Consider the following 20,919-nt stretch of genomic DNA (forward strand, 5'->3'; position numbering starts at 1 on the left):
GTCTGCCGCGGCAACCGCGGAAAAAAAAAAAAGAGAGAAAAACCCCCCCCCCCCCCCCCAACCCCCCCCCCCCCCCCCCCCCCCCCCCCCCCCCCCCCCCCCCCCCGCTGCCGTATGCCAAACGTGACGTGTGTCATGTCCCTGTCGTGGGCAACGCTCGTGCATGAAACCACCGACCGAACCACCACCCGAACCACCGGCCGGACCACCGCCCGTACCCCCGGCAGGCTCGGACGAGGAACGTCTGGCCCAGCTCGGCTACACCCAGGTCCTGGCCCGCCGCATGTCCGCGTTCTCCAACTACGCGGTCTCGTTCACGATCATCTCGGTCCTGTCCGGCTGCCTCACGATGTACCTGTTCGGCATGAACACGGGCGGACCCGCCCTGATCACCTGGGGATGGGTCGGGGTCGGCCTGATGACGCTGTTCGTGGGCCTGGCCATGGCGGAGATCTGTTCCGCCTATCCGACGTCCGCCGGGCTCTACTTCTGGGCGCACCGCCTCGCGCCCCCGCGCACGGCCGCGGCCTGGGCGTGGTTCACGGGCTGGTTCAACGTGCTCGGCCAGGTCGCCGTCACCGCGGGGATCGACTTCGGGGCGGCCTCGTTCCTCGGCGCCTATCTGAATCTGCAGTTCGACTTCCAGGTCACCGAGGAGCGCACGATCCTGCTCTTCGCCGCGATCCTCGTACTGCACGGCCTGCTCAACACGTTCGGTGTGCGCATCGTCGGCCTGCTCAACAGCGTGAGCGTCTGGTGGCACGTCTTCGGGGTCGCCGTCATCGTCGGCGCCCTCGCCTTCTCCCCGGACTCGCACCAGTCGGCGTCCTTCGTCTTCACCGAGTTCGTCAACAACACCGGCTGGGGCAGCGGGCTCTATGTAGCGCTGATCGGGCTGCTCATGGCCCAGTACACCTTCACCGGGTACGACGCCTCCGCGCACATGACCGAGGAGACGCACGACGCGTCGACGGCCGGGCCCAAGGGCATCGTCCGGTCCATCTGGACGTCCTGGATAGCGGGCTTCGTCCTGCTCCTCGGCTTCACCTTCGCCATCCAGTCGTACGACGGCGCCCGCGAGTCGGCGACGGGGGCGCCGCCCGCCCAGATCCTCCTGGACGCGCTCGGCGCGACCACGGGCAAGCTGCTCCTGCTCGTCGTGATCGGCGCGCAGCTCTTCTGCGGCATGGCGTCCGTGACCGCCAACTCCCGGATGATCTACGCCTTCTCGCGGGACGGAGCACTGCCGTTCTCGCACGTCTGGCACTCGGTCAACCCACGTACGCGCACGCCCGTCGCGGCGGTATGGCTCGCGGCCCTCGGCGCGCTCGTCCTCGGCCTGCCGTACCTGATCAACGTCACGGCGTACGCGGCGGTGACGTCGATCGCCGTCATCGGGCTCTACATCGCGTACGTCATCCCGACCCTGCTCCGGCTGCGCAAGGGCGAGGAATTCGAGCGCGGGCCCTGGCACTTGGGCCGCTGGTCGCGTCCGATCGGTGTCGTGGCGGTGGCCTGGGTGGGCGTGATCACGGTCCTGTTCATGCTGCCGCAGGTCTCACCGGTCACCTGGGAGACCTTCAACTACGCCCCGATCGCGGTCCTCGCCGTCCTCGGCTTCGCCACGACCTGGTGGCTGGCATCGGCCAGGCACTGGTTCCTCAACCCGGACCACGAGCGCACGGCGGCCCGCGAGGCGGCCCGCAAAGGGGCGCCGGAACCCTCCGATCCCTGACCGTTCCGACGACGGTCCGGGCTCGCACTCGGCCCGCCGCGGGACGCGCGACGGGCCAAGGAGGCGATACCCGATCGGACGCCATGCCCTGTCCGGCTATGCTCGGGGGGTGCGTCCGCACGGACCGTTAGCTCAATTGGCAGAGCAGTGGACTTTTAATCCATTGGTTGTGGGTTCGAGTCCCACACGGTCTACCACTCAGGCCCAGGTCAGGAACGTTCTGACCTGGGCCTGTGGCGTCGGTAGCCCGAACGGCCCCTCCTCGCCTGCGCCCCCGCGGCCCGCGGGCGACGCTGGGCCTGCCAGGTGGCCGATCCGGAGGTACAGCATGGGTTCCGTACGACGGGCTCTCGTGATGGTGCTCGTGCCGCTGCTCGTCGGCGTATCGGCCGGGTGCGGCGGGTCCGGGAGCGGTACCGACAAGGCCACCGAGCGTGCCCGCCCCGCCGAGCTGGCCTTCGAACACCCCGGAGTGCTCGTCAGCAAGGCGCAGCTCGACCGCGTGCGCGCCCACGTCGCGGCGCGCGAGCAGCCCTGGCTCACGGCGTTCGAGCAGATGCGGGACAGCAAGTACGGCGCGGCCGACTACCGGGCCAAGCCGTACGCCGTCGTCGAGTGCCCGCCCGACACCCGCCCCGGACAGGGCTGCGTCGAGGAGCGCGAGGACGCCATCGCCGCGTACACGCAGGCCCTGCTCTGGAACATCACCGGCGACCGCGCGCACGCCAAGAAGGCCGTGCAGATCATGGACGCCTGGTCGCGGGTGATCACCGGGCACACCGAGGCCAACGCGGGCCTCCAGACGGCCTGGGCCGCCTCCTCGTGGGCCCGCGCGGCCGAAGCCGTGCGCTACACCTACGACGGCTGGACCGACGGCGAGCTCCTGCGTTTCGAGCGGATGCTGCGCAACGCCTATCTGCCCCAAGTGCGCGACGGAGCCGCCGACTTCAACGGCAACTGGGACCTCCTGATGGCCGACGCGACCATCAGCATGGCGGTCTTCCTCGACGACCACGAGTCCTTCGAGAAGGCGGTGACGCACTTCAGGACCCGGGTGCCCGCCTACTTCTATCTGAAGTCGGACGGCCCGCTGCCCGTCTCTCCCGCGGGCAGCGACATCAACACCCCGGCGAAGCTCCAGAAGTACTGGTTCGGGCAGAAGACCTTCGCCGACGGGCTCTCCCAGGAGACCTGCCGGAACTTCAAGCACGCCAGCTACTCGCTCGCGGCCACCGCGCACATCGCGGAGACCGCCTGGCATCAGGGCGTCGATCTGTACGGCGAGGTCAAGGACCGGCTGCGGGCCGCCCTTGAGTTCCATTCCAAGTACCAGCTGGGCGCGCAGGCGCCGGACTGGCTGTGCGGCGGCAAGGTGCAGCGCGACATGGGGCCCGACACCGAGGTCGGCCTCAATCACCTGCGGGACCGGCTGAAGCTGGAGCTTCCGCAGACGGAGAGGTTCACGCGCGCGCAGCGGCCCGAGGGGACGGACGACCTGTTCGTGGCCTGGGAGACGCTGACGCACGCCGAGAACGCGTGAGCGGCGGGCTCCGTTCGCCGGTGGTTCTCAACCGGTTCGCTTTCACTCCCCCTGATGGCGTAGAGTTGCATTCAACGGCGCGGGGTGGAGCAGCTCGGTAGCTCGCTGGGCTCATAACCCAGAGGTCGCAGGTTCAAATCCTGTCCCCGCTACTAAAGACCGAAGGCCCGGATCCAGAAATGGATCCGGGCCTTCGGCGTTTTCCCCGTCGTTCCCTCGTTGCTCTCTCGTCGCTCCCTCGTCACTCCGTCGGCCCACACCGGTCGCCCCGCGCCGCCGCTTTGGGAACCCTGGTTGAGCGTGGTCATGGATCTGGTCCTGGCCGCGGGATTCGGCAGGAGAAGACCGGTGGGGCTGCGAGGAGGAAGTGGTGGGGGCGAGGCTCCCGATGTCCGGCATGAGCGGGCGCTCGTGCGGGCCCTTCCGCTGCTGCTCATCGTCGCCGGGGTCGTCTACGACATCGCGACCCCGCCCGCCTTCACCGCCGCGCCCCTCTTCACCGCCGCCCCGCTCATCGCGGCCCCCTTCTACTCGCTGATCAGCACCACCCTCATCGGCGCCGGCTCCTGCGCGGCCGTGCTCGCCCTGCACTTCAAGACCAACACCACCACCGACGTCGAAGCCGTCACCGAACTGATCACGGTGACGACCGTCGCCGTGCTCGCCGTCGTCATCAACCGCGTCCAGCGCCGCAGCGACAAACAGCTCGCCTCCGCCCGCTCCATCGCCGAGGCCGCCCAGCGCGCCGTGCTGCCGCAGCCGGACCCCCGGATCGGCGGTCTCGACGTCGCGGCGCGGTACGAGGCCGCTGAGGCCGACGCGTTCATCGGGGGCGATCTGTACGCCGTGCAGGACACCCCGCACGGCGTGCGCGTCATCGTCGGTGACGTACGGGGCAAGGGGATGGGCGCGGTGGCGGCCGTCGCCGTCGTCATCGGGGCGTTCCGGGAGGCCGCCGAGCAGGAGGCCACGCTGGAGGCGGTGGCCCAGCGGCTGGAGCGTGCTCTTGCGCGCGAGGGCACGCGGCGCGACGGGCTCGACGCCTTCGAGGGGTTCACCACCGCCGTCCTGGCGGAGATCTCGCACGGCGACGGTCTCGTGCGCCTCATCAACCGCGGGCACCCGGGACCGCTGCTCCTGCGCGGCGACGGGCGGCTGTGCGTGCTGTCCGCGACCGAGCCCGCGCTGCCGCTGGGGATGGGCGATCTTGGTGCCTGGCCGGACCGTGCGGACGAGACGGAGTTCCCGCCGGGGGCGATGCTGCTCCTGTACACCGACGGGCTCTCCGAGGCGCGTGACAGCCGGGGCGAGTTCTACGACGCGGCCACCCGGCTCGGGGGCCGCATCTTCCCCGGACCCAACGGCCCGGACGCCCTCCTCGCCACGCTCACCGAAGAGGTGCGCAGGCACACCGGGGGCGGCACGACCGACGACATGGCGCTGCTCGCGGTGCGGCGGCCGTTGGTGACGGGCGATGCGGGGACCGAGGGCGGGGTCGACGCGGAGATCGATGTCACCGGCCGTGACTGAAGAACACCACTCCGCATAACAACTGACGTACTGTCAAGGAAGTGTGAAGCTCCGGTGTGTGAAGAAGTGGCGTCAACTCGCCCCGTTCCGCACCCCCGTGTCCCGTTAAGTACGGGCCAAAGGCGTTAACGATCAGTCGGAACGGCTTGGAATACGGCCCCGCTGTCTATTAACGTTCGATAACGCAGCGCGGTCGTCCCAGCCGTCACTCGAGTCGGCTCCGCGCGCACGCGCCTAATCCCGAAAGGGAGCCGGGGAACCACTAATTGGGGTGAATCGGGCATCTGTGCATCCGTGCCAGGTGTTCGTAGGAGACCTTCCTGCTCCGAACCCGTCAGCTAACCCGGTAGGCGAGAAGGAAGGAAAGGAGTGCGCCCCAGTGGCGTCCAACCGCCCTGCCCCCCAAGGCGCGTACGTACCGAATGACGACGACTTCGGTGGGTACGAAGACAGTTCCTGGGAGGAATGGAATCCCACCGAGGAGTCCATTCGCCCCGTCCGCGGCAGGCACCGCGTCCACAAGCGGGGCGGTGGCGGGCTCGCCCGCAGCTCCACAGTTCTCGGCGTAGGCGTCATCGCCGCAGTCGGCGCGGGCGGCATCGCCACCGCGCAGGGCGGCAAGCCCCCGGTCTCCATCGAGATGCCGGACCTCTCGGCCGTCACGGACTCGCTGCCGGAGGCCAAGTCGCTTCCGGGCGTGGGGTCCTTGATATCCGACGACTCCTCCGACTCCGCCGCCGCGGACGGCGGCGTGATCGTCGCCGCCGCGCCCCTGAGCGCCGCCGGGGTCAGCACCGCCGACGCCGAGCAGGGCACCACGGACGCCGGAGAGGCACTGCGGGCCCGCATCATGGAGCAGGCCGAGAACCAGCAGGACCAGGCGGACGACGCGGTCCAGAAGGCGGCCGAGGAAGCCGCCGTCAAGCAGGCCGCCGAACAGGCCGCCGCCAAGCAGACCGCGGCCGAGAAGAAGATCGCCGCCGAGAAGGCCGCCGCGAAGAAGAAGGCCGAGGCGGAGGCCAAGCGCAAGGCCGAGGCGGAGCGCCTGGCCAAGCTCGCGAAGAGCTACACCCTCCCCGTCGCCTCGTACACGCTCACCGGCACCTTCGGTCAGCCCGGCTCCATGTGGTCCTCCGGCTACCACACCGGCCTGGACTTCGCCGCTCCGACGGGCACGCCCATCAAGGCCATCCACTCCGGCACCATCAAGGAGGCCGGCTGGGCGGGGGCGTACGGCTACCGCACGATCCTCGAACTCGACGACGGCACCGAGCTGTGGTTCTGCCACCAGTCCTCGATGAACGTCAGCGCGGGCCAGAAGGTCACCACCGGCGAGACCATCGGCCGCGTCGGCGCGACCGGCAACGTCACCGGCGCGCACCTCCACCTGGAGGTCCACCCGGGCGGCGACTCCACCGGGGTCGACCCGGCGGCGTGGCTGCGCGGCAAGGGCCAGTCCCTCTGAGGAAGCCCCAGAACCCCGGCGGTCCTGGCGACAACCCCCCGACGCCAGGGCTGCCGGTTCGGCATGCCCGCTCCTCCCCGTGCCCGGGTCGCTCGACGGAATTCCGCGGTCCGCAAGGGCGTTGATCCCCGTATGACTTCTCTCCGCAAGCTTGGCTCGTCCGACCTCGAGGTCTTCCCGCTCGCCCTGGGCGGCAACGTCTTCGGCTGGACGGCCGACGAGGCGCAGTCCTTCACCGTGCTCGACGCCTACACCGCCGCCGGCGGCAACTTCATCGACACCGCCGACGTCTACTCGGCCTGGGTGCCCGGCAACAAGGGCGGGGAGTCCGAGACCGTCATCGGCAACTGGCTCGCCGCGCGCGGCAACCGCTCCGACGTCGTACTCGCCACCAAGGTCGGCGCCCACCCCGACTACAAGGGCCTGTCCGCGAACACCATCAAGTCCGGTGCCGAGGAGTCGCTGCGCCGCCTGCGCACCGACTACATCGACCTCTATTACACGCACTACGACGACCCGTCCGTCCCGGTCGAGGAGATCATCGGCGCGCTCGACGAGCTGGTCACGTCCGGCAAGGTGCGCGCGATCGCCGCCTCGAACGTGAGCGCCGACCGGCTCCAGGAGTTCCTCGACTTCTCCGACCGCGAGGGCCTCGCCCGCTACTCGGCGCTCCAGCCGCACTACAACCTCGTCTCGCGCGACACGTACGAGGGCACCCTTGAACAGGTCGCCTCGCGCTCCGGCCTGGCCGCCGTCCCGTACTACGCGCTCGCCTCCGGCTTCCTGACCGGCAAGTACCGCCCGGGTGCGAAGGTCGACAGCGCGCGGGCCGAGGGCGCGGGCAAGCACCTGGAGACGGAGCGCGGCCCGCGGGTGCTCGCCGCCCTCGACCAGGTCGCCCAGGAGCGCGGCGCCGAGGTCGCGACCGTGGCCCTCGCGTGGCTCGCGGCGCAGCCGACGGTGGCGGCGCCGATCGCCTCCGCCCGTACGGTCGAGCAGCTGCCCGCGCTGCTCGCGGTGGGGGAGTTCGAGCTGACGGACGCCGAGGTGTCGGCGCTGACGAAGGCTTCCGCCTAGAGGCCCTGGCCGTTGTAGGGGTTGTACGCGGGGTAGGGCATCGCCGGTTGTGCGTACGGATATCCGTACGGGGGCTGGTGCTGGTGCTGGTGCGGATAGGACTGTGGATACGCCTGCGGGTACGGCTGCCGGTATCCGTACGGCGGCGGCATCGGGACGAACACCGGTGCCGTCGCGCGTGCCGCGTACGCCAGGGCGGGCCGTGCCGCCTCGCGGCGCTCCCACAGCGCGTGCAGCAACTCCCGCTCCCGTACGACGAAGTCGGCGCCGGCGCGGCCCTTGCGCCCACGGTGGCGAAGGAGCGCGAGAGACGTCGCGTACGTCTCGTACTGGGCGACCGTGCGCGCCGCGGCCTTGCCCTGGGTGTACGAGGCGTAGTCGCGGGCGAGGGTGCGGGCGCGCATCGTGCCGAGGGCGTACGGCTCGGGCGCGGTGAGCCAGCCCGCGAGCGCGTACGCGGGCAGTTCGGCCCGCACGATGCGCAGGCCGCGCTGTCTGATCCAGATCACCAGCCAGGTGAGCAGGCCGAAGGCGGGCAGCATGAAGAGCGCGTACACGGCGAAGAAGCCGTAGTCCCCGAAGGCCGCCGAGCCGTTCCACAGGGCGTGCAGGCCCATCGCCAGGAGGAGTCCGCCGACCGGGAGCAGGACGCGGCGCCAGTTCTGGCGCTCCGCGCTGAGCGCGGCGATACCGAAGCCGATGCCGGTGAGCACGGTGAAGAGCGGGTGCGCGAAGGGCGACATCACGACGCGTACGAAGAAGGTCGCCGCCGTCACGGACGCGAGCCCGGTGCCGCCGTTGATCTGGTCGGTGCCGAAGGCGCTGCCGAGATAGAGGATGTTCTCGGTGAACGCGAAGCCGGTCGCGGTCACTCCGGCGATCACCACGCCGTCGACGATTCCGGTGAACTCGCGTCTGCGGAAGAGGAAGACGAGCAGCACGGCCGCGGCTTTCGCGCTCTCCTCGACGATCGGCGCTATGACCGTCGCGCCGAGGGTGTCCGCGCTGGTGGGGTCGGCCGTGGCGGTGGCTATCCAGCGGGTCGCGAAGCTGTTCGCGACGATCGCTATGAGGGCGGCCGCGCAGGCACCCCAGGAGAAGGCGAAGAGGAGGTTCCGCCAGGGGCCCGGCTGGACCCGTTGCAGCCAGCGGAAGGCGGCCACCAGGAGCGGCACGGGAAGTGTCGCGAGGCCGAGCCCGACCAGGAAGCCTTCGGTGCCGGTCTGTTCCCTGACCAGGGCCAGGATGACCAGGCCGGACAGGGCGAGCAGCGTGACCAGGGCGGCCGCGCGTATCGCCCGCCGCTGCCACCAGCGCGCGTGCCGCAGCCCGGCGGGCCCAGCGGGGGGCATCGGGTGCGGGAGCGGAGAACGGATGGCCACCCGTTGACCCTAACGAGGGACAGGGGTGGGCCGCGACGGTGTCTCGGGCCCCGTGGCCGGTATCTCAGGTCCGGCGGCCGGTTGTCTCAGGTCCCGCGGCCGGTTGGCTCAGGCCTCCTGGCCGGATGTACGGCGGAACAGCAGGTCATGGACCACGTGTCCCTTGTCCAGGCCCTGGCCCTCGAATCGGGTGAGGGGACGGAAGGAGGGCCGGGGCGCGTACCCGCCGTCGTCCTGGGTGTTCTCGAAGCCGGGGTGCGCGCTGAGCACCTCCAGCATCTGCTCCGCGTACGGCTCCCAGTCGGTCGCGCAGTGCAGGACGGCGCCGGGCTTGAGGCGGGGCGCGGCGAGGTCGAGGAAGTCGGGCTGGATGATGCGGCGCTTGTGGTGGCGGGCCTTGGGCCAGGGGTCGGGGAAGTACACGCGGAGGCCGTCGAGGGAGGCGGGCCGGAGCATTTCGCGGAGCAGGATGACGGCGTCGCCGTTCGCTACGCGGATGTTGGTGAGTTCGTTCCGCTCGGCGAGGCCGAGGAGGTTTCCCTGGCCCGGGGTGTGCACGTCGACCGCGAGGATGCCGGTGTCCGGGTCGTCCGCGGCCATCTGGGCGGTGGCCTCGCCCATGCCGAACCCGATCTCGAGTACGACGGGGCGCTCGCCGCCGAACAGCTCGGCGAGGTCGAGGGTGCGCTGCCCGTCGATGTCCAGGCCCCACTTGGGCCAGAGCCGCTGGAGCGCGTCCGCCTGGCCTGTGGTGACGCGGCTGCGCCGGGGCTGGAAGCTGCGGATCCGCCGCTCGAAGTGGGAGCCCGCGGGGTCGGGCGCGGGGCCCTGCGGGAAGCGGGGCTCGCCCTTGGGGCGGGGGGCTTGGGGGCGCTCGGGGGTGGTGTTCGACTCAGGCACAGTGGGGCGATTTTAATCCCCAACCCCGCCCCTTCCCGAAAACCCGCTGCGCGGGGGCCTTGGTGGCCGACATCTTGTCCGGGGTCCAGGGGGGGCGGAGGGACCGCTCCTACACCGCTCCTACAGCACCGCCAGCACCCGCCGGGCCACTTCCCTCCCAATAGGGAGAGAAGCCGTGGCCGCAGGCGATGGCGCGTTCAGTACATGCACGGCCCGCACCCCACTCCGGATCAGGAAGTCATCCACCAGCGTTCCGTCACGCAAGACGGCCTGCGCCCGCACCCCCGCCGCCGCAGGCACGAGATCATCCGGAGTCACCGCAGGCAGCAGCCTCCGCACCGCCGCGGTGAACGCCCCCTTCGAAAGGGACCGCCGGAACTCCCCCGCCCCATACCGCCAGTGCCGCCCGGCCATCCGCCAGGCCCCCGGCCACCCCAGCGTCCCCGCGACCTCCAGGGGCCGCACCACACCCCATCCGTACCCCTCACGGGCCAGCGCCGGCACCGCGTTCGGGCCCACATGGACCCCGCCCCCGATGCCCCGCGTCAGATGCACCCCGAGGAAGGGGAAAGCCGGGTCCGGCACCGGATACACCAGGCCACGCACCAGCTCGGGCCGCACCAGGTCGAAGTACTCGCCCCGGAAGGGCACGATCCGCATCCCGGGCTCGTCACCGGCCAGCATCGCCACCCGGTCGCACTGCAGTCCCGCGCAGTTGACCAGGACCTTCCCCCGCACCACCGAGCCGTCGGCCGTGGCGACGGCCACGCCGAGCTCCGCGCGCCGGTCGATGCGGACGACCTCCGCGCCGTAACGGACATCGGCGCCCGAGGCGTCCGCGAGGCGTGCCGCCACCGAGCCGTAGTCACAGATCCCCGTCGTCCCGACCTGGATGGCGGCGAGGCCCCGCACCTCCGGTTCGTACTCCGAGATCTGTGCGGGGCCCAGCTCCCGCACCGGAATGCCGTTCTCCCGGCCGCGCTGGACGAGGGCGTGCAGGCGGGGCAGCTCGGAGCGCTCCGTGGCGACGATGAGCTTGCCGGTGACTTCGTGCGCGATTCCGTACTCCGCGCAGAACTTGATCATCTCGGCGGCGCCCCGCACCGCGTACCGCGCCTTCAGGGAGCCGGGGCGGTAATAGATCCCGCTGTGGATCACCCCGCTGTTGCGTCCCGTCTGGTGCCGGGCGGGGCCCGGCTCCTTCTCCAGGACGGTGACCCGCGTGCCCGGCGCGGCACGTGTGATCGCATACGCCGTCGACAGACCGACGATCCCTCCGCCGATCACCAGCACGTCGCAGTCGTACGCCGCGGCCCGGACCATCCCGCATCACCTCCCACCCCGATAGTGCACTGCGCCACTGACAACGCCCTCAAACCCGGCGAGGACCGCAGGGTTACAGGGTGCGGAAATGCTGTTGCCGTTCCGGCGGTGCACGGGGGGCGGCCCCGGGCCCTGAACCTGAATCCTGGACATCGCACGAGAGGAGTCCCGCTGAACTACGCCGGGGCCACGAGCAGCGGCCGCGCGCGCTCCCTCAGCTCCACCACGCGTGGCTCGTCGCCGTACGGCTCCAGGCGGTGCAGCAGGTCCTTCACGTACTCCGTGGTCCGCGCGGACGAGATGCGTCCGGCGACCTCCAGGGCGCGTGTGCCCTGCTCGCAGGCCGCGTCCAGGTTCCCCGACTCCAGTTCGGCGACCGCCGACACCACGAGCCGTAAGCCGTGCGAGCGCACGAACTCCTCCGTCGGCCGCGAGAGCGCCTGCTCGGTGAAGCGGCGCACCTGGCGGGGCGCCTTCAGGTCGCGGTAGCACTCGGCGGCGTCCGCCGCGAAGCGGTCGTATCCGTAGAAACCGAGCCACGAGGGGTCGTTGTCGCCGTCCCGGGCCCGCTCCAGCCAGCCCTCGGCCGCCCGCAGCGCCGCTCCCGCCGCCTGCGCGTCACTGGCGCGCGCGTGTGCGCGTGCCTCGACGAGGCGGAAGAAGCTCATCGTGCGCGCGGTGGCCAGACCGCGGTTGCGCTCCAGGGCCGCCTGCGCGAGGTCGACGCCCTCGTCGCCGAAGCCGCGGTAGGTCGCCTGGAGGGACATGGAGGCAAGGACGTACCCGCCCAGGGGCACGTCGGCCGCCGCGCGGGCCAGGCGCAGGGCCTGGATGTAGTACCGCTGGGCGGCCTCCTGCTGGCCGGTGTCGAAGGCCATCCACCCGGCCAGGCGCGTCAGTTCGGCCGACGCCCCGAAGAGCGAGCGGCCCACCTCGTCCGAGTACGAACCGAGCAGCAGGGGTGCCGCCTCGACCCGCAGGCACTCGGGGACCATCGACGAACGCCAGTCACCGCCGCCGTACTTGGAGTCCCAGCGCCGGGCGTCCTCGGCGGCCTCCCGCAGTTTCAGCACGTCGCTGTGGCCGACCTTCATCGGCTGCCCGCTGTTCGCGCTGTCGTCCGGGTGGCCCACCTCGCGGGGCTCGTCCAGGACGACGTCGCGGGCGACCGAGCTGTCGGCCGGGGTTATCAGCCAGCGCGAGGCCGGCGTCGCGTACGCGCTCACCGCGAAGGAGCCTGCCAGCGACTGCCAGATGCCGCCGCTGCCCGCGCGCCTGCCCGCCAGGTCGAGGCGGTAGAGCTCGGTCGCCGACTTCACCGCGGCGCCCACGTCGCGCGGGAAGGCCAGGCCCACCTCGGGCGCCGGGTCGGCGTCCGCGAGCCCGATCTCGTGCAGCGGAACGGGGCGGCCGAGCTTCTGTCCGATGGCCGCGGCGATGAGGTGCGGGGCGGCGCCCTGCGGCACCATGCCCTTGGACACCCACCGGGCCACCGATGTCTTGTCGTATCGAAGCGTCAACCCGCGTTGGGCGCCGAGGTCGTTGACCCGGCGTGCGAGTCCCGCATTGCTGATTCCCGCGAGGGCGAGAACGGTGCCGAGTTTTTCGTTCGGCCCGCGTTGCTCCCTGGACATGCGCCACCCCTCGACACAGACGGCTGCCGCGATGGCTTGACCGCGCGGCATGCATGCTGCGTTCCCCCGGGGGCGGCGGCGTCCGCGACAACGAGCCGCCGTGGCCCGGAACCTCGGCCGCAAGAGCATTTGGCCGAGCCCCCAGGTATATGCCTCCGCGAAAACATCAGCACACACAGCGTAGTTCGCCGAATCCCAAGCGTTAAGAGGCGCAGTTCCGTATGGCGAGATTGTTGCCGGTAGGGAAGCGGGGGAGTGCCGGGGCGTGCTCCGGGTGTGTGGCCGTGCGCCTACGTGTGCGCTCTTCACCGGCCATAAGGGGAGCGCTTCCATTGACGGTGCGTGGGTCGGCCCGCTGCGCTGGAGTCAGCGGGCTGGGGGACACCGCCGCCTCCATCCCCGCGGGCGGCGGACCGGTCCGGGGGGCGGGCAACGCCTCCCGGACTGTGTGTTGCCATTTACGGTTCCGTCACGCGAGCGCCATCCGCTGATTTGGCCGAAAATCGCCTCTCCGGAGGCCGGTGCAGAGCACCGCCGCGCAAGGAGAAGGGCGTTGTTGCGCCCTTCAAGTACCGCTCCCCCGGGGCAGATTAACGGGAGCGCGACCACCTCCGTAGCCACTCCTGCGCGCCTCCTTCGTGGCAGCATGGGACCCCAGTTCTCGATGCACTGGTTGTCCACAGCCTGTGGAGGCAACGATGCGGTGGTTGGTGGGGTGGAGCAGCACTGCCGCGAAGCCTTCGGTGGTGGGCTCGGCCGGGGCCACCGGTGAGAACGGCGAGACCGTTCATCCCGTGGGATCCCAACTCCTGTGGGGCGACCCGGATCCGCTGTGGGCGGTGGGGGACTGGCGCGCCGACGAGGTGCGCACGGTCACGGCCGACGAACAGACGCGCATCGCGGTCCTCGGCACCTGCGGGGCGAGCGACGAGGAGCTCAGGGTCGGTCTGTTCGCGGCACGCGGCGGCGCCCTGCGGCACCTGACCGCCTGGTCCGGCAGCTATACGGCGGTCGTCCAGGTAGGCCGCCGCGTCATGGTCGCCGGCGACCTCGCGGGCGCGCGCCCCGTCTTCTACACCCCCTGGGCCGATGGCACGGCCTTCGCGACGGCCGCGCTGCCCCTCGCCGACCTCATCGAGGCCCACCTGGACATCGGCCACCTCGCGGCGCTGCTCGCCGCCCCCGACGTGCCGGAGGCGCTGCAGGACTCGACGCCCTACCAGGGCGTGCGCCGTGTGCCACCGGGGCACGCCCTGATCCTGCGCGCGGGCGCACGGGAGATCGCCGGGTACGAACACGTGGCATCGCTCGCGGTCGCCGCGCCCGCCGCCGACGCGACCACCGCGGTGGACGGCGTCCGTGACGCCCTCGTGGAGGCCGTGCGGGCCCGGCTCGGCGCCCCGCGGCACGTCCCCGGGGCGTCGGAGGTCGATCCCGGCCCGGTGCCCGGCATGGGTCCCGCCGAGCGGCGCGCGGCACGCGGGATGCCGGTGCCCGGCATCGGCGCCGACCTCTCCGGAGGGCCCGCTTCCGGCACCCTCGCGCTGCTCGCGGCGGGCCTCCCGGGGATGCCCGGTACGGTCCTCGGCCACGGCACGGGCGCGGGGGAGCGGCTCCTCGCCGTCACCTTCAACGACCTCGCGATCAAAGGCCGCGAGGCCGAGCTGGAGCGGGCGGGCGCCATCGCGGCCAACCCCCGCCTGCACCACGTGGTGGTCGCCGCGGGCGAAGAGGCCCTTCCGTACGCGGACTTGGACGGCCCTCTGACGGACGAGCCGAGCTCTTCCCTCGTCATGGCCCAGCGCCACCGCGCGCGGCTCTCCTCGGGCAGCGCGGACCACTTCACGGGGTACGGCGCACGGCAGGTCCTCGACGCGCACCCGGCCCGCCTCGCCGACCTCCTCATGGACCGCAGACGGCGCCATCTGGTGCGCCCCGTCGCCGCGTTGGCGAAGGCGGACGGCACGCCCGGCTCCGTCATGGTCCCCGCGCGCGTGTACGGCGCCGCGCGCAAGCTCTCCCGGATGTCCTACCGCGCGGGCGTCGACTCGCTCGCCGACCGGCTCCTGCAGCGCCGCTTCGACGAGCCGGGCGGTGCGGTGGGGGCATCGATGGCCGCCCTCGCGTGGGCGAGACCGGGGCCCGCCGCGCGCTGGCTGACGGGCGAGGCCCTCGCTGAAGTATCGGTTCGCCTCCAGGACACCACCGGGCGCCCCGGCGCCGGACCCGGCCAGCGCCCCGGTGAGTTCCGCGCCCGCGCGGCCCTCGCCCGGCACGCGGCGGACCTGCGCGTCCTGGAACAGGCCGCCGAGGTCCGCTTCCAGCGCCTGCACGCGCCGTTCCTGGACAACCAGGTGGTCCGCGCCTGCCGCGCGCTCCCCGTCGCCCTGCGCGTCCAGCCAGGCGCGCGTGCGGCGATCCTGCGTACGGTCCTGGAAGGCGCCGGAGTGGCCGAACTGCCGCCCGGCTGGGGCGCTCCGTCCCACGCGTCGTCCGCGGCGGCGGCGCGGACGGGCCTTCGTGTGGCGGTGGACGACCTCCTCGCCCTCTTCGACACGCCCCTGCTCGCGCAGGCGGGCCTGGTGGAGGCCCGCGTGGTCCGCAAGGCGCTGCGCGCGGCGGCGGAGGGCGAGCCGCTGCCGCTGGACGGCCTGGCGGACCTGGTCTCCACGGAGCTGTGGCTGCGCCGCCTGCTCTCCCGCCGCGGCACGTGCTGGACCGGCACTCCGGCCCGGCAGCGGGCGGTCCCTACGGGGAGCGTCGTGCCGCAGAGGGGGGCGTTGGGGGCGGGGCGGTAACTGGCTCCGGAGCCTCGCGCGCGGTTGATCACCGGCTTCGCCGAGTTCGTCCTCAAGCGCCGGACGGGCTGGATGCAGCCCGTCCGGCGCTTGAGGACATCCTGTACGGGGTCTGCGGCGGAGCCCCAGGTAGGCCCCCGCGCCGAGCGGGTTTTCGGGAAGGGGCGGGGTCGGGGAGAGAAACCCTCGCGCCTCGGCCCGCTCCACCGGCGAGAATGACCCGGTGCGGTACAGAATCCTGGGCGCCACCGAGGCGTACGACGAACAAGGGGCGGCCCTGCCCCTAGGGGGCCGGCGGCTTCGCGCGCTGCTCGCCACCCTCGCCCTGCGCGCCGACCGCACGGTCCCCGTGGAGACCCTCATCGCCGAGGTATGGGCGCAGGACGAGCCCCCCACCGATGCCCCCGCCGCCCTCCAGGCCCTCATCGGCCGCCTCCGCCGCGCCCTCGGCAAGGACGCCATCGCATCGGAACCCGGCGGCTACCGCCTCACCACCACCCCCGAAGACATCGACCTGCACCGCTTCGAACGCCTCGTGCGCGAGGGCAAGGCGGCCCTGGACCGCCGCGACCCGGCATCGGCCGCCCGTACACTGCGCGATGCGCTCACCCTGTGGCGCGGCCCCGCCCTCGCCGACCTGCCCGACCGCGGCGCGGCGGCCCGCCCCGAGGCGCTGCTCGCCGAGGCGACCCGCGCGCGGGTCGAGGCGGACCTGCTCCTGGGCCACGCCTCCGACGTCGTACCGGAACTGAAGGAACTCACCGCAGCCCAGCCGTACGACGAGACGCTGCACGCCCTCCTGATCCGCGCCCTGCGCGACACGGGCCGCGGTGCCGACGCCCTCGCCGCGTACGAGAACGCGCGCCGCACGCTCGCCGACGGCCTCGGCGCGGACCCCGGGCCTGAACTCCGCTCCCTGCACGCCCAGTTGCTGGACCCGGCCGCGGTCCCGGAGCCAAGCGGCGAAGGTCCGGAGCCAAGCGGCAAAGGGCCGGAGCGTCCGGAGCGGGGAGGTAACCTCCGGCCCCGTCTGACCAGCTTCGTCGGCCGGGAACCCGAACTCGCCGCCATCCGTTGCGACATGAGACGAGCACGCCTGGTCACCCTCACCGGCCCCGGCGGCTCCGGCAAGACCCGCCTCGCCGAGGAAGCCGCCGCCGGGCATCCGCAGGCATGGCTGGCCGAGCTCGCCCCGCTCGACCGCCCCGAGGCGGTCCCGGGAGCCGTCGTCAGCGCGCTCGGGCTGCGCGAGACCGCGCTGATGACCAGCGAGATGACCGTGCCGCAGGACGACCCGGTCGCCCTGCTCGTCGAGTACTGCGCCCCGCGCGGTCTGCTCCTGCTCCTCGACAACTGCGAGCACGTCATCGGCGCCGCGGCCGACCTCGCCCAGACCCTCCTCACGCACTGCCCGGACCTCACGGTCATCGCCACAAGCCGCGAACCCCTGGGTGTGCCCGGCGAGTTCGTGCGCCCCGTGGAGCCCCTGCCGCCCGACCCCGCGCACCGCCTCTTCACCGAGCGCGCCACGGCCGTGCGCCCGGACTTCGCCCCCGAGGAGGACACCGGGGCCGTCGCCGAGATCTGCCGCCGTCTCGACGGCCTCCCGCTCGCCATCGAACTGGCCGCGGCCCGCCTTCGTCTGCTCACGCCCCGGCAGATCGCCGACCGCCTCGACGACCGCTTCCGCCTCCTCACCAGCGGCAGCCGCACGGTCCTGCCCCGTCAGCAGACCCTGCGGGCCGTCGTCGACTGGTCCTGGGACCTGCTCGACGAGCCCGAGCGGACGGTGCTGCGCGAGGTGTCCGTCTTCGCGGGCGGCTGGGACATCGAGGCGGCCGAAGCGGTCTGCACCGGCCCTGCCGCCGACCTCATCGGCGCCTTGGTGGACAAGTCCCTGCTCATCGCCGAACCCACGGCCGGCGGCGACATGCGCTACCGCATGCTGGAGACCATCCACGAGTACGCGTCCGAGCGGGCCGCCGAGACGCCGGAGCTGCGCACCGCCGCGGGCCGCCGCCACACCGCGTACGTCCGCGCCCTGGTCGAGAAGGCCGAACCCCTGCTGCGCTCGGCGGACCAACTCCCGTGGATCCAGCGCCTGGAGACGGAGCTGGACAACATCCGCGCGGCCCTGCAGCGCGCCACCGAGTCCAGGGAGGGGGAGGAGGCCCTGGCCATCGCGCTGGCCGTGGGCTGGTTCTGGTCCATGCGGAACTACCGCAGAGAGGGCGCGGACTGGGTCGCAGGCATCCTGCGCCTCGCACCGCCGATGCCGCCGGACGGCCCCGACGGCATCCCCGAGGACACGGGCGAACCGCTCCACTGGTCCTGGATGAGCCTGCGGCTGCTGCACTTCTTCCTGGTCGCGGAGTCCAGGCCCATGGAAGCGCTGGCCGACGAGGACGACCGCGTGCACATCGGGCGGTTGCGGGACGCCTTCGCGCAACCGGTGCCGGCGGCGGCCCGCTTCCCGGGGCTCATCTGGCCGTTCACCGCGTACTTCCTGGACGGCCCCGACGCGGCCAAACCCGGCCTGGACGACGTGGTCGCCAACTGCCGCCGCTACGGCGGCGACTGGGAGGTCGGCGTCAGCCTGATGTTCCGCACGCACCAGGCCGTCGACGCCCCGGGCAATCTGTCCGGAGTCGACGAGGATCTCGCGGAGCTGCGTGAGCTGAGCATGCGCGCGGGCGACCGCTGGATGCGCGCCCAGGTGTCGAGCGCGGCGGGCGAGGCCGCGATGGCCCGCTGCCTGCACGAGGAGGCACGCGTCGAGTACGACGAAGCACTGCGCCTGGCCTACGAAGTGGGCGCCTACGCCGAGACGCCCTTCCTGATCGTCCGCCTCGCCGAGATCGCGTACCGCGAGGGCGACCGCGACCTGGCGGCGAAGGCCCTGCACGAGGCAGGGATCGAGGCCGACCGGTACGGCGTGGGGGACTCGCGCGCGTTCATGCGGCTGGTGCAGGCGCAGATGGCGCTGGACGACGGCGAAGTCGCCAGGACCCGGACCCTGTTCGAGGAGGCCCGCGCCGACGCCGGGCGCGGCACGCCGCCGCCGCAGTTCATCGCGGCGCTGCACGGCCTTGAGTCCAAGATCGTGGCCGCCGAGTCGAGCCCGGAGCAGGCGCTGCCGCTGCTCGCCGACGGACTGCGGATGGCCCTGGACAGCCGGTGCGCGGAGCTGGTCATCGCGGCGCTCGTGGACTGCGGAGCCACCCTGGTGAGCAGGATCGGCGACCATCCCCGCGCGGCTCGCCTGCTTGCCTTCGCCACCCGGCTGCGGAGCGGGAATCCGCGCCCGATGCCGGAGCTGAGCGAGGCCGAACGGGTCGAGACCGCGGCGCTCGCCGCCCTCGGCGAGCGCCGGTACGAGGCCGAGCGCGCCGCGGGCGCCGGACTCACGGCCCCCGGCGCCCTCGCGGAACTGAGCTGAGCTGAACTGGGCTGAACCGGGCTGAACCGGGCTGAGCCCGCGGCCTACGTACAGCGGAAGCGCGACTGCGCCCAGTCCGCGAGCGCGGCCGAGTCGAACGGCGAGTGCGGCTCGACGACCAGGCGGATCGTCTTGCGCCCGGTCAGGTTCACCTGCACGGGCACCGCCGGGTCCCCGCCCTCCATCAGCGGTGACTGCCACAGCCGGACGCCGTCCCCGAAGACCGAGAACCGCACCTTGCCCAGGCCCATCGTCATGTCGTCGACGCCGACGACCGCGTCGTACGCCGAGCACCGGCGGTTCAGGTCGATGGTGACGGAGGACTGGCCGTGGACGGTCACGCCATGGCCGTACTGCTTGTCCGCGATGGACAGGCCGCCGCGCTGCCAGACCCAACTGCTCTCGCCCAGCCGCATCTCGGGCTTGGTGCCGTCACCGACGACGCCGTACTGCAGCTCGCTCCACTGGTAGACCGTCGGGGCGGGCGGCGGTGGAGGCGGTGGCTTGGGCTTCGGCTCGGACGGCGTGGGAGTCGGCTTCGGCTCGGGGGCCGGCGGCTTGGGCTCGGGCTCGGGCTTCGGCGGGGGCGTGGGGGTGGGGGTCGGCTTGGGCTTCGGCTCGGAAGCCGGCGGCTCGGGCTTCGGCTCGGCGGCCGCAGGCGGCGCGGGCTTGGGCTTCGGCTTCGGGGGCGGCGGCTTGCTCGGTACGACAGGCTCGGCGGCCGGCGGCTTCCCGGCGCTCGGCAGGTCCTTGGGCTTGTCCCCGTCTCCCGCGGTGAGGGCGATCGCCGCGGCCGCGGCCGCGACGACCACCGCCGCCGCGATACCGGCCTTCGCGGGCGCCCCGAGCCCCTCGGCGGCAGCGCCGCCGCCCGCCGCACCACCGGACGAGCCACCGCTCGCCGCTGCCGCGCCCGCCGCACCGGCGCCCGCGGCACCCGCCGCGCCACCGCCGACGAGGGCGGCCACCTTCGCGTAACCGGCGGCACCGAACCAGCCGATGACCGCGATCGGCACGACCCCGGGAATGCCGTTGGCGACTTCCTTGATCTGGCCCGCGGCCAGGCGGCACTTGGCGCACTCCTCCAAGTGCTTGCGCAGGCCGCGCTCGGCGCGGGTGCGCAGACTGCCGCGTGCGTAGGCGCCGAGCCGGTCGGCGTAGCGCGCGCACTCCTCGTTCTCGGCGAGCGTGGTGCTCACATGGGCCTGGAGATACGCCTCCTTCAGACCTTCGCGCGCCCGCTTGGCCAGCACCCGGGTGCCGTTGGCGTCGAGCCCGAAGAGCGTGGCGACGTCGCTGGGGGACTCGTCCTCGATCTCCGTGTGCCACAGCACGGCCTGCCAGCGCTCCGGAAGGCTCCGGAAGGCCTGCATGGCCATGGACTGCTCGGCCTCGTGCATCGCGCGCACGTCCGCGCCCAGGTCGAGGGTGTCGTCGTCGGAGACCTCGGAGCTGCGCGAGGCCTGCGCCGCGAAGACCGCGAAGTCCTCGACCAGGTGCTCACGCTTCGCCGACTTCGTCCACCCCGCGGCGACGCGGCGCACCGTGGTGAGCAGGTAGGCGCGGACCGCGTGCTCGGGTCCGCTGCCGCCACGGACCGCCTGCAGCATCCGCGCGAAGACCTCGGCCGTGAGGTCGTCGGCGGTGTGCGCGTCCCGGCAGCACGTGCGGGCATACCGGCGGACGGCTTCGGCGTGCCTTCGGTACAGCTCTTCGTACGCCGTGTCGTCGCCCGCCCGCATCCGGGCGATCAAGTCGCTGTCGGCCGACGGGCCTTCCCCGGGCAGGAGAGATGCGGGCTCGGTCGGCAGGAGGGGCATCGCGGCCCCGCCCCGGACGCCTTCGCGCTGCGGCGGAACGCTGGGATCCACACCGCCGGGTCCGCCACCGGATCCGGGTCCGCCCTGGTTCGGCACCTGCCGATGAGGCAGCCCCGCGGTCTCGTCACCCAAGGCGGAGGACGACTCGTCCCGCCCGTCACCACTCATCGCGGAAGCCCCCGCTTGCACACTCAGACCCGGCCATCCGGGAAAGAGTGCCATACGGGCGTGGTACGGAGGACGGCGATGACGGTCAACCACCCTTCCGAGGTGACT

Annotated in this window: 12 protein-coding genes, 2 tRNA genes and 1 riboswitch; of the genes, 9 read left to right on the forward strand and 5 right to left on the reverse strand. The window is 72.4% G+C overall.

The features are described from left to right. The first annotated feature begins 163 nt into the window (after positions 1–163). The 7 genes from AC07AG_RS42335 to AC07AG_RS42365 all read left to right on the forward strand — a co-directional run bounded on the left by AC07AG_RS42335 (position 164) and on the right by AC07AG_RS42365 (position 7,347). Positions 164–1,735, forward strand: a complete 1,572-nt coding sequence (locus tag AC07AG_RS42335; RefSeq protein WP_478762508.1) for an amino acid permease — start codon at positions 164–166, stop codon at positions 1,733–1,735. A gap of 121 nt (positions 1,736–1,856) precedes the next feature. Beyond that, positions 1,857–1,932 (forward strand) — tRNA-Lys (locus AC07AG_RS42340). A 131-nt stretch (positions 1,933–2,063) separates the two neighbouring features. Further along, complete coding sequence (locus tag AC07AG_RS42345; protein ID WP_478762510.1) at positions 2,064–3,275, forward strand: alginate lyase family protein; 1,212 nt, start codon at positions 2,064–2,066, stop codon at positions 3,273–3,275. A gap of 78 nt (positions 3,276–3,353) precedes the next feature. After that, a tRNA-Met gene (locus tag AC07AG_RS42350) sits at positions 3,354–3,427 on the forward strand. A gap of 154 nt (positions 3,428–3,581) precedes the next feature. Then, positions 3,582–4,805, forward strand: a complete 1,224-nt coding sequence (locus AC07AG_RS42355; RefSeq protein ID WP_478762512.1) for a PP2C family protein-serine/threonine phosphatase — start codon at positions 3,582–3,584, stop codon at positions 4,803–4,805. A gap of 221 nt (positions 4,806–5,026) precedes the next feature. Then, positions 5,027–5,173: riboswitch (cyclic di-AMP (ydaO/yuaA leader) on the forward strand. A gap of 11 nt (positions 5,174–5,184) precedes the next feature. After that, positions 5,185–6,270, forward strand: a complete 1,086-nt coding sequence (locus AC07AG_RS42360) for a M23 family metallopeptidase (RefSeq protein WP_478762514.1) — start codon at positions 5,185–5,187, stop codon at positions 6,268–6,270. Between the two features lie 132 nt (positions 6,271–6,402). After that, positions 6,403–7,347, forward strand: a complete 945-nt coding sequence (locus AC07AG_RS42365; protein WP_478762515.1) for an aldo/keto reductase — start codon at positions 6,403–6,405, stop codon at positions 7,345–7,347. On the opposite strand, the gene AC07AG_RS42370 is transcribed toward AC07AG_RS42365, so the two are convergent. The 4 genes from AC07AG_RS42370 to AC07AG_RS42385 all read right to left on the reverse strand — a co-directional run bounded on the left by AC07AG_RS42370 (position 7,344) and on the right by AC07AG_RS42385 (position 12,586). Further along, positions 7,344–8,699 (reverse strand): PrsW family intramembrane metalloprotease, encoded by a 1,356-nt coding sequence (locus AC07AG_RS42370; protein WP_478762536.1) that lies wholly within the window; start codon positions 8,697–8,699, stop codon positions 7,344–7,346. The genes AC07AG_RS42365 and AC07AG_RS42370 overlap by 4 nt on opposite strands. Positions 8,700–8,837: 138 nt before the next feature. Then, a complete protein-coding gene (trmB, locus tag AC07AG_RS42375; RefSeq protein ID WP_478762516.1) occupies positions 8,838–9,629 on the reverse strand; it encodes a tRNA (guanosine(46)-N7)-methyltransferase TrmB in 792 nt (263 codons plus the stop codon). A 120-nt stretch (positions 9,630–9,749) separates the two neighbouring features. After that, positions 9,750–10,952 carry an L-2-hydroxyglutarate oxidase gene (gene lhgO / locus AC07AG_RS42380; RefSeq protein ID WP_478762518.1) on the reverse strand — a complete coding sequence of 401 codons (1,203 nt, stop codon included), beginning with the start codon at positions 10,950–10,952 and terminating at the stop codon, positions 9,750–9,752. Between the two features lie 176 nt (positions 10,953–11,128). Continuing rightward, on the reverse strand, positions 11,129–12,586 hold the full coding sequence (locus AC07AG_RS42385) for an MFS transporter (protein ID WP_478762520.1): 1,458 nt from the start codon (positions 12,584–12,586) through the stop codon (positions 11,129–11,131). A gap of 698 nt (positions 12,587–13,284) precedes the next feature. Here AC07AG_RS42385 and AC07AG_RS42390 point away from each other — a divergent pair. Next, the gene (locus tag AC07AG_RS42390; RefSeq protein ID WP_478762522.1) at positions 13,285–15,384 is read left to right on the forward strand and encodes an asparagine synthase-related protein; all 2,100 of its coding nucleotides are present in this window, start codon (positions 13,285–13,287) and stop codon (positions 15,382–15,384) included. Positions 15,385–15,607: 223 nt separating this feature from the next. After that, positions 15,608–18,823 (forward strand): BTAD domain-containing putative transcriptional regulator, encoded by a 3,216-nt coding sequence (locus AC07AG_RS42395; RefSeq protein WP_478762524.1) that lies wholly within the window; start codon positions 15,608–15,610, stop codon positions 18,821–18,823. Between the two features lie 44 nt (positions 18,824–18,867). On the opposite strand, the gene AC07AG_RS42400 is transcribed toward AC07AG_RS42395, so the two are convergent. Further along, entirely contained in the window at positions 18,868–20,811 is a 1,944-nt protein-coding gene (locus tag AC07AG_RS42400; RefSeq protein ID WP_478762526.1) for a sigma-70 family RNA polymerase sigma factor, read from the reverse strand. Positions 20,812–20,919: the final 108 nt, after the last annotated feature.

This window comes from Streptomyces sp. NPDC044044, assembly GCF_056434405.1.

Coding starts and splice junctions, on each gene's coding strand:
- AC07AG_RS42385 (WP_478762520.1), bottom strand. CDS start 12,586: ATGTCCAGGGAGCAACGCGGGCCGAACGAAAAACTCGGCACCGTTCTC.
- AC07AG_RS42365 (WP_478762515.1), top strand. CDS start 6,403: ATGACTTCTCTCCGCAAGCTTGGCTCGTCCGACCTCGAGGTCTTCCCG.
- AC07AG_RS42400 (WP_478762526.1), bottom strand. CDS start 20,811: ATGAGTGGTGACGGGCGGGACGAGTCGTCCTCCGCCTTGGGTGACGAG.
- AC07AG_RS42335 (WP_478762508.1), top strand. CDS start 164: ATGAAACCACCGACCGAACCACCACCCGAACCACCGGCCGGACCACCG.
- AC07AG_RS42355 (WP_478762512.1), top strand. CDS start 3,582: ATGGATCTGGTCCTGGCCGCGGGATTCGGCAGGAGAAGACCGGTGGGG.
- AC07AG_RS42345 (WP_478762510.1), top strand. CDS start 2,064: ATGGGTTCCGTACGACGGGCTCTCGTGATGGTGCTCGTGCCGCTGCTC.
- AC07AG_RS42370 (WP_478762536.1), bottom strand. CDS start 8,699: ATGCCCCCCGCTGGGCCCGCCGGGCTGCGGCACGCGCGCTGGTGGCAG.
- AC07AG_RS42390 (WP_478762522.1), top strand. CDS start 13,285: ATGCGGTGGTTGGTGGGGTGGAGCAGCACTGCCGCGAAGCCTTCGGTG.
- lhgO (WP_478762518.1), bottom strand. CDS start 10,952: ATGGTCCGGGCCGCGGCGTACGACTGCGACGTGCTGGTGATCGGCGGA.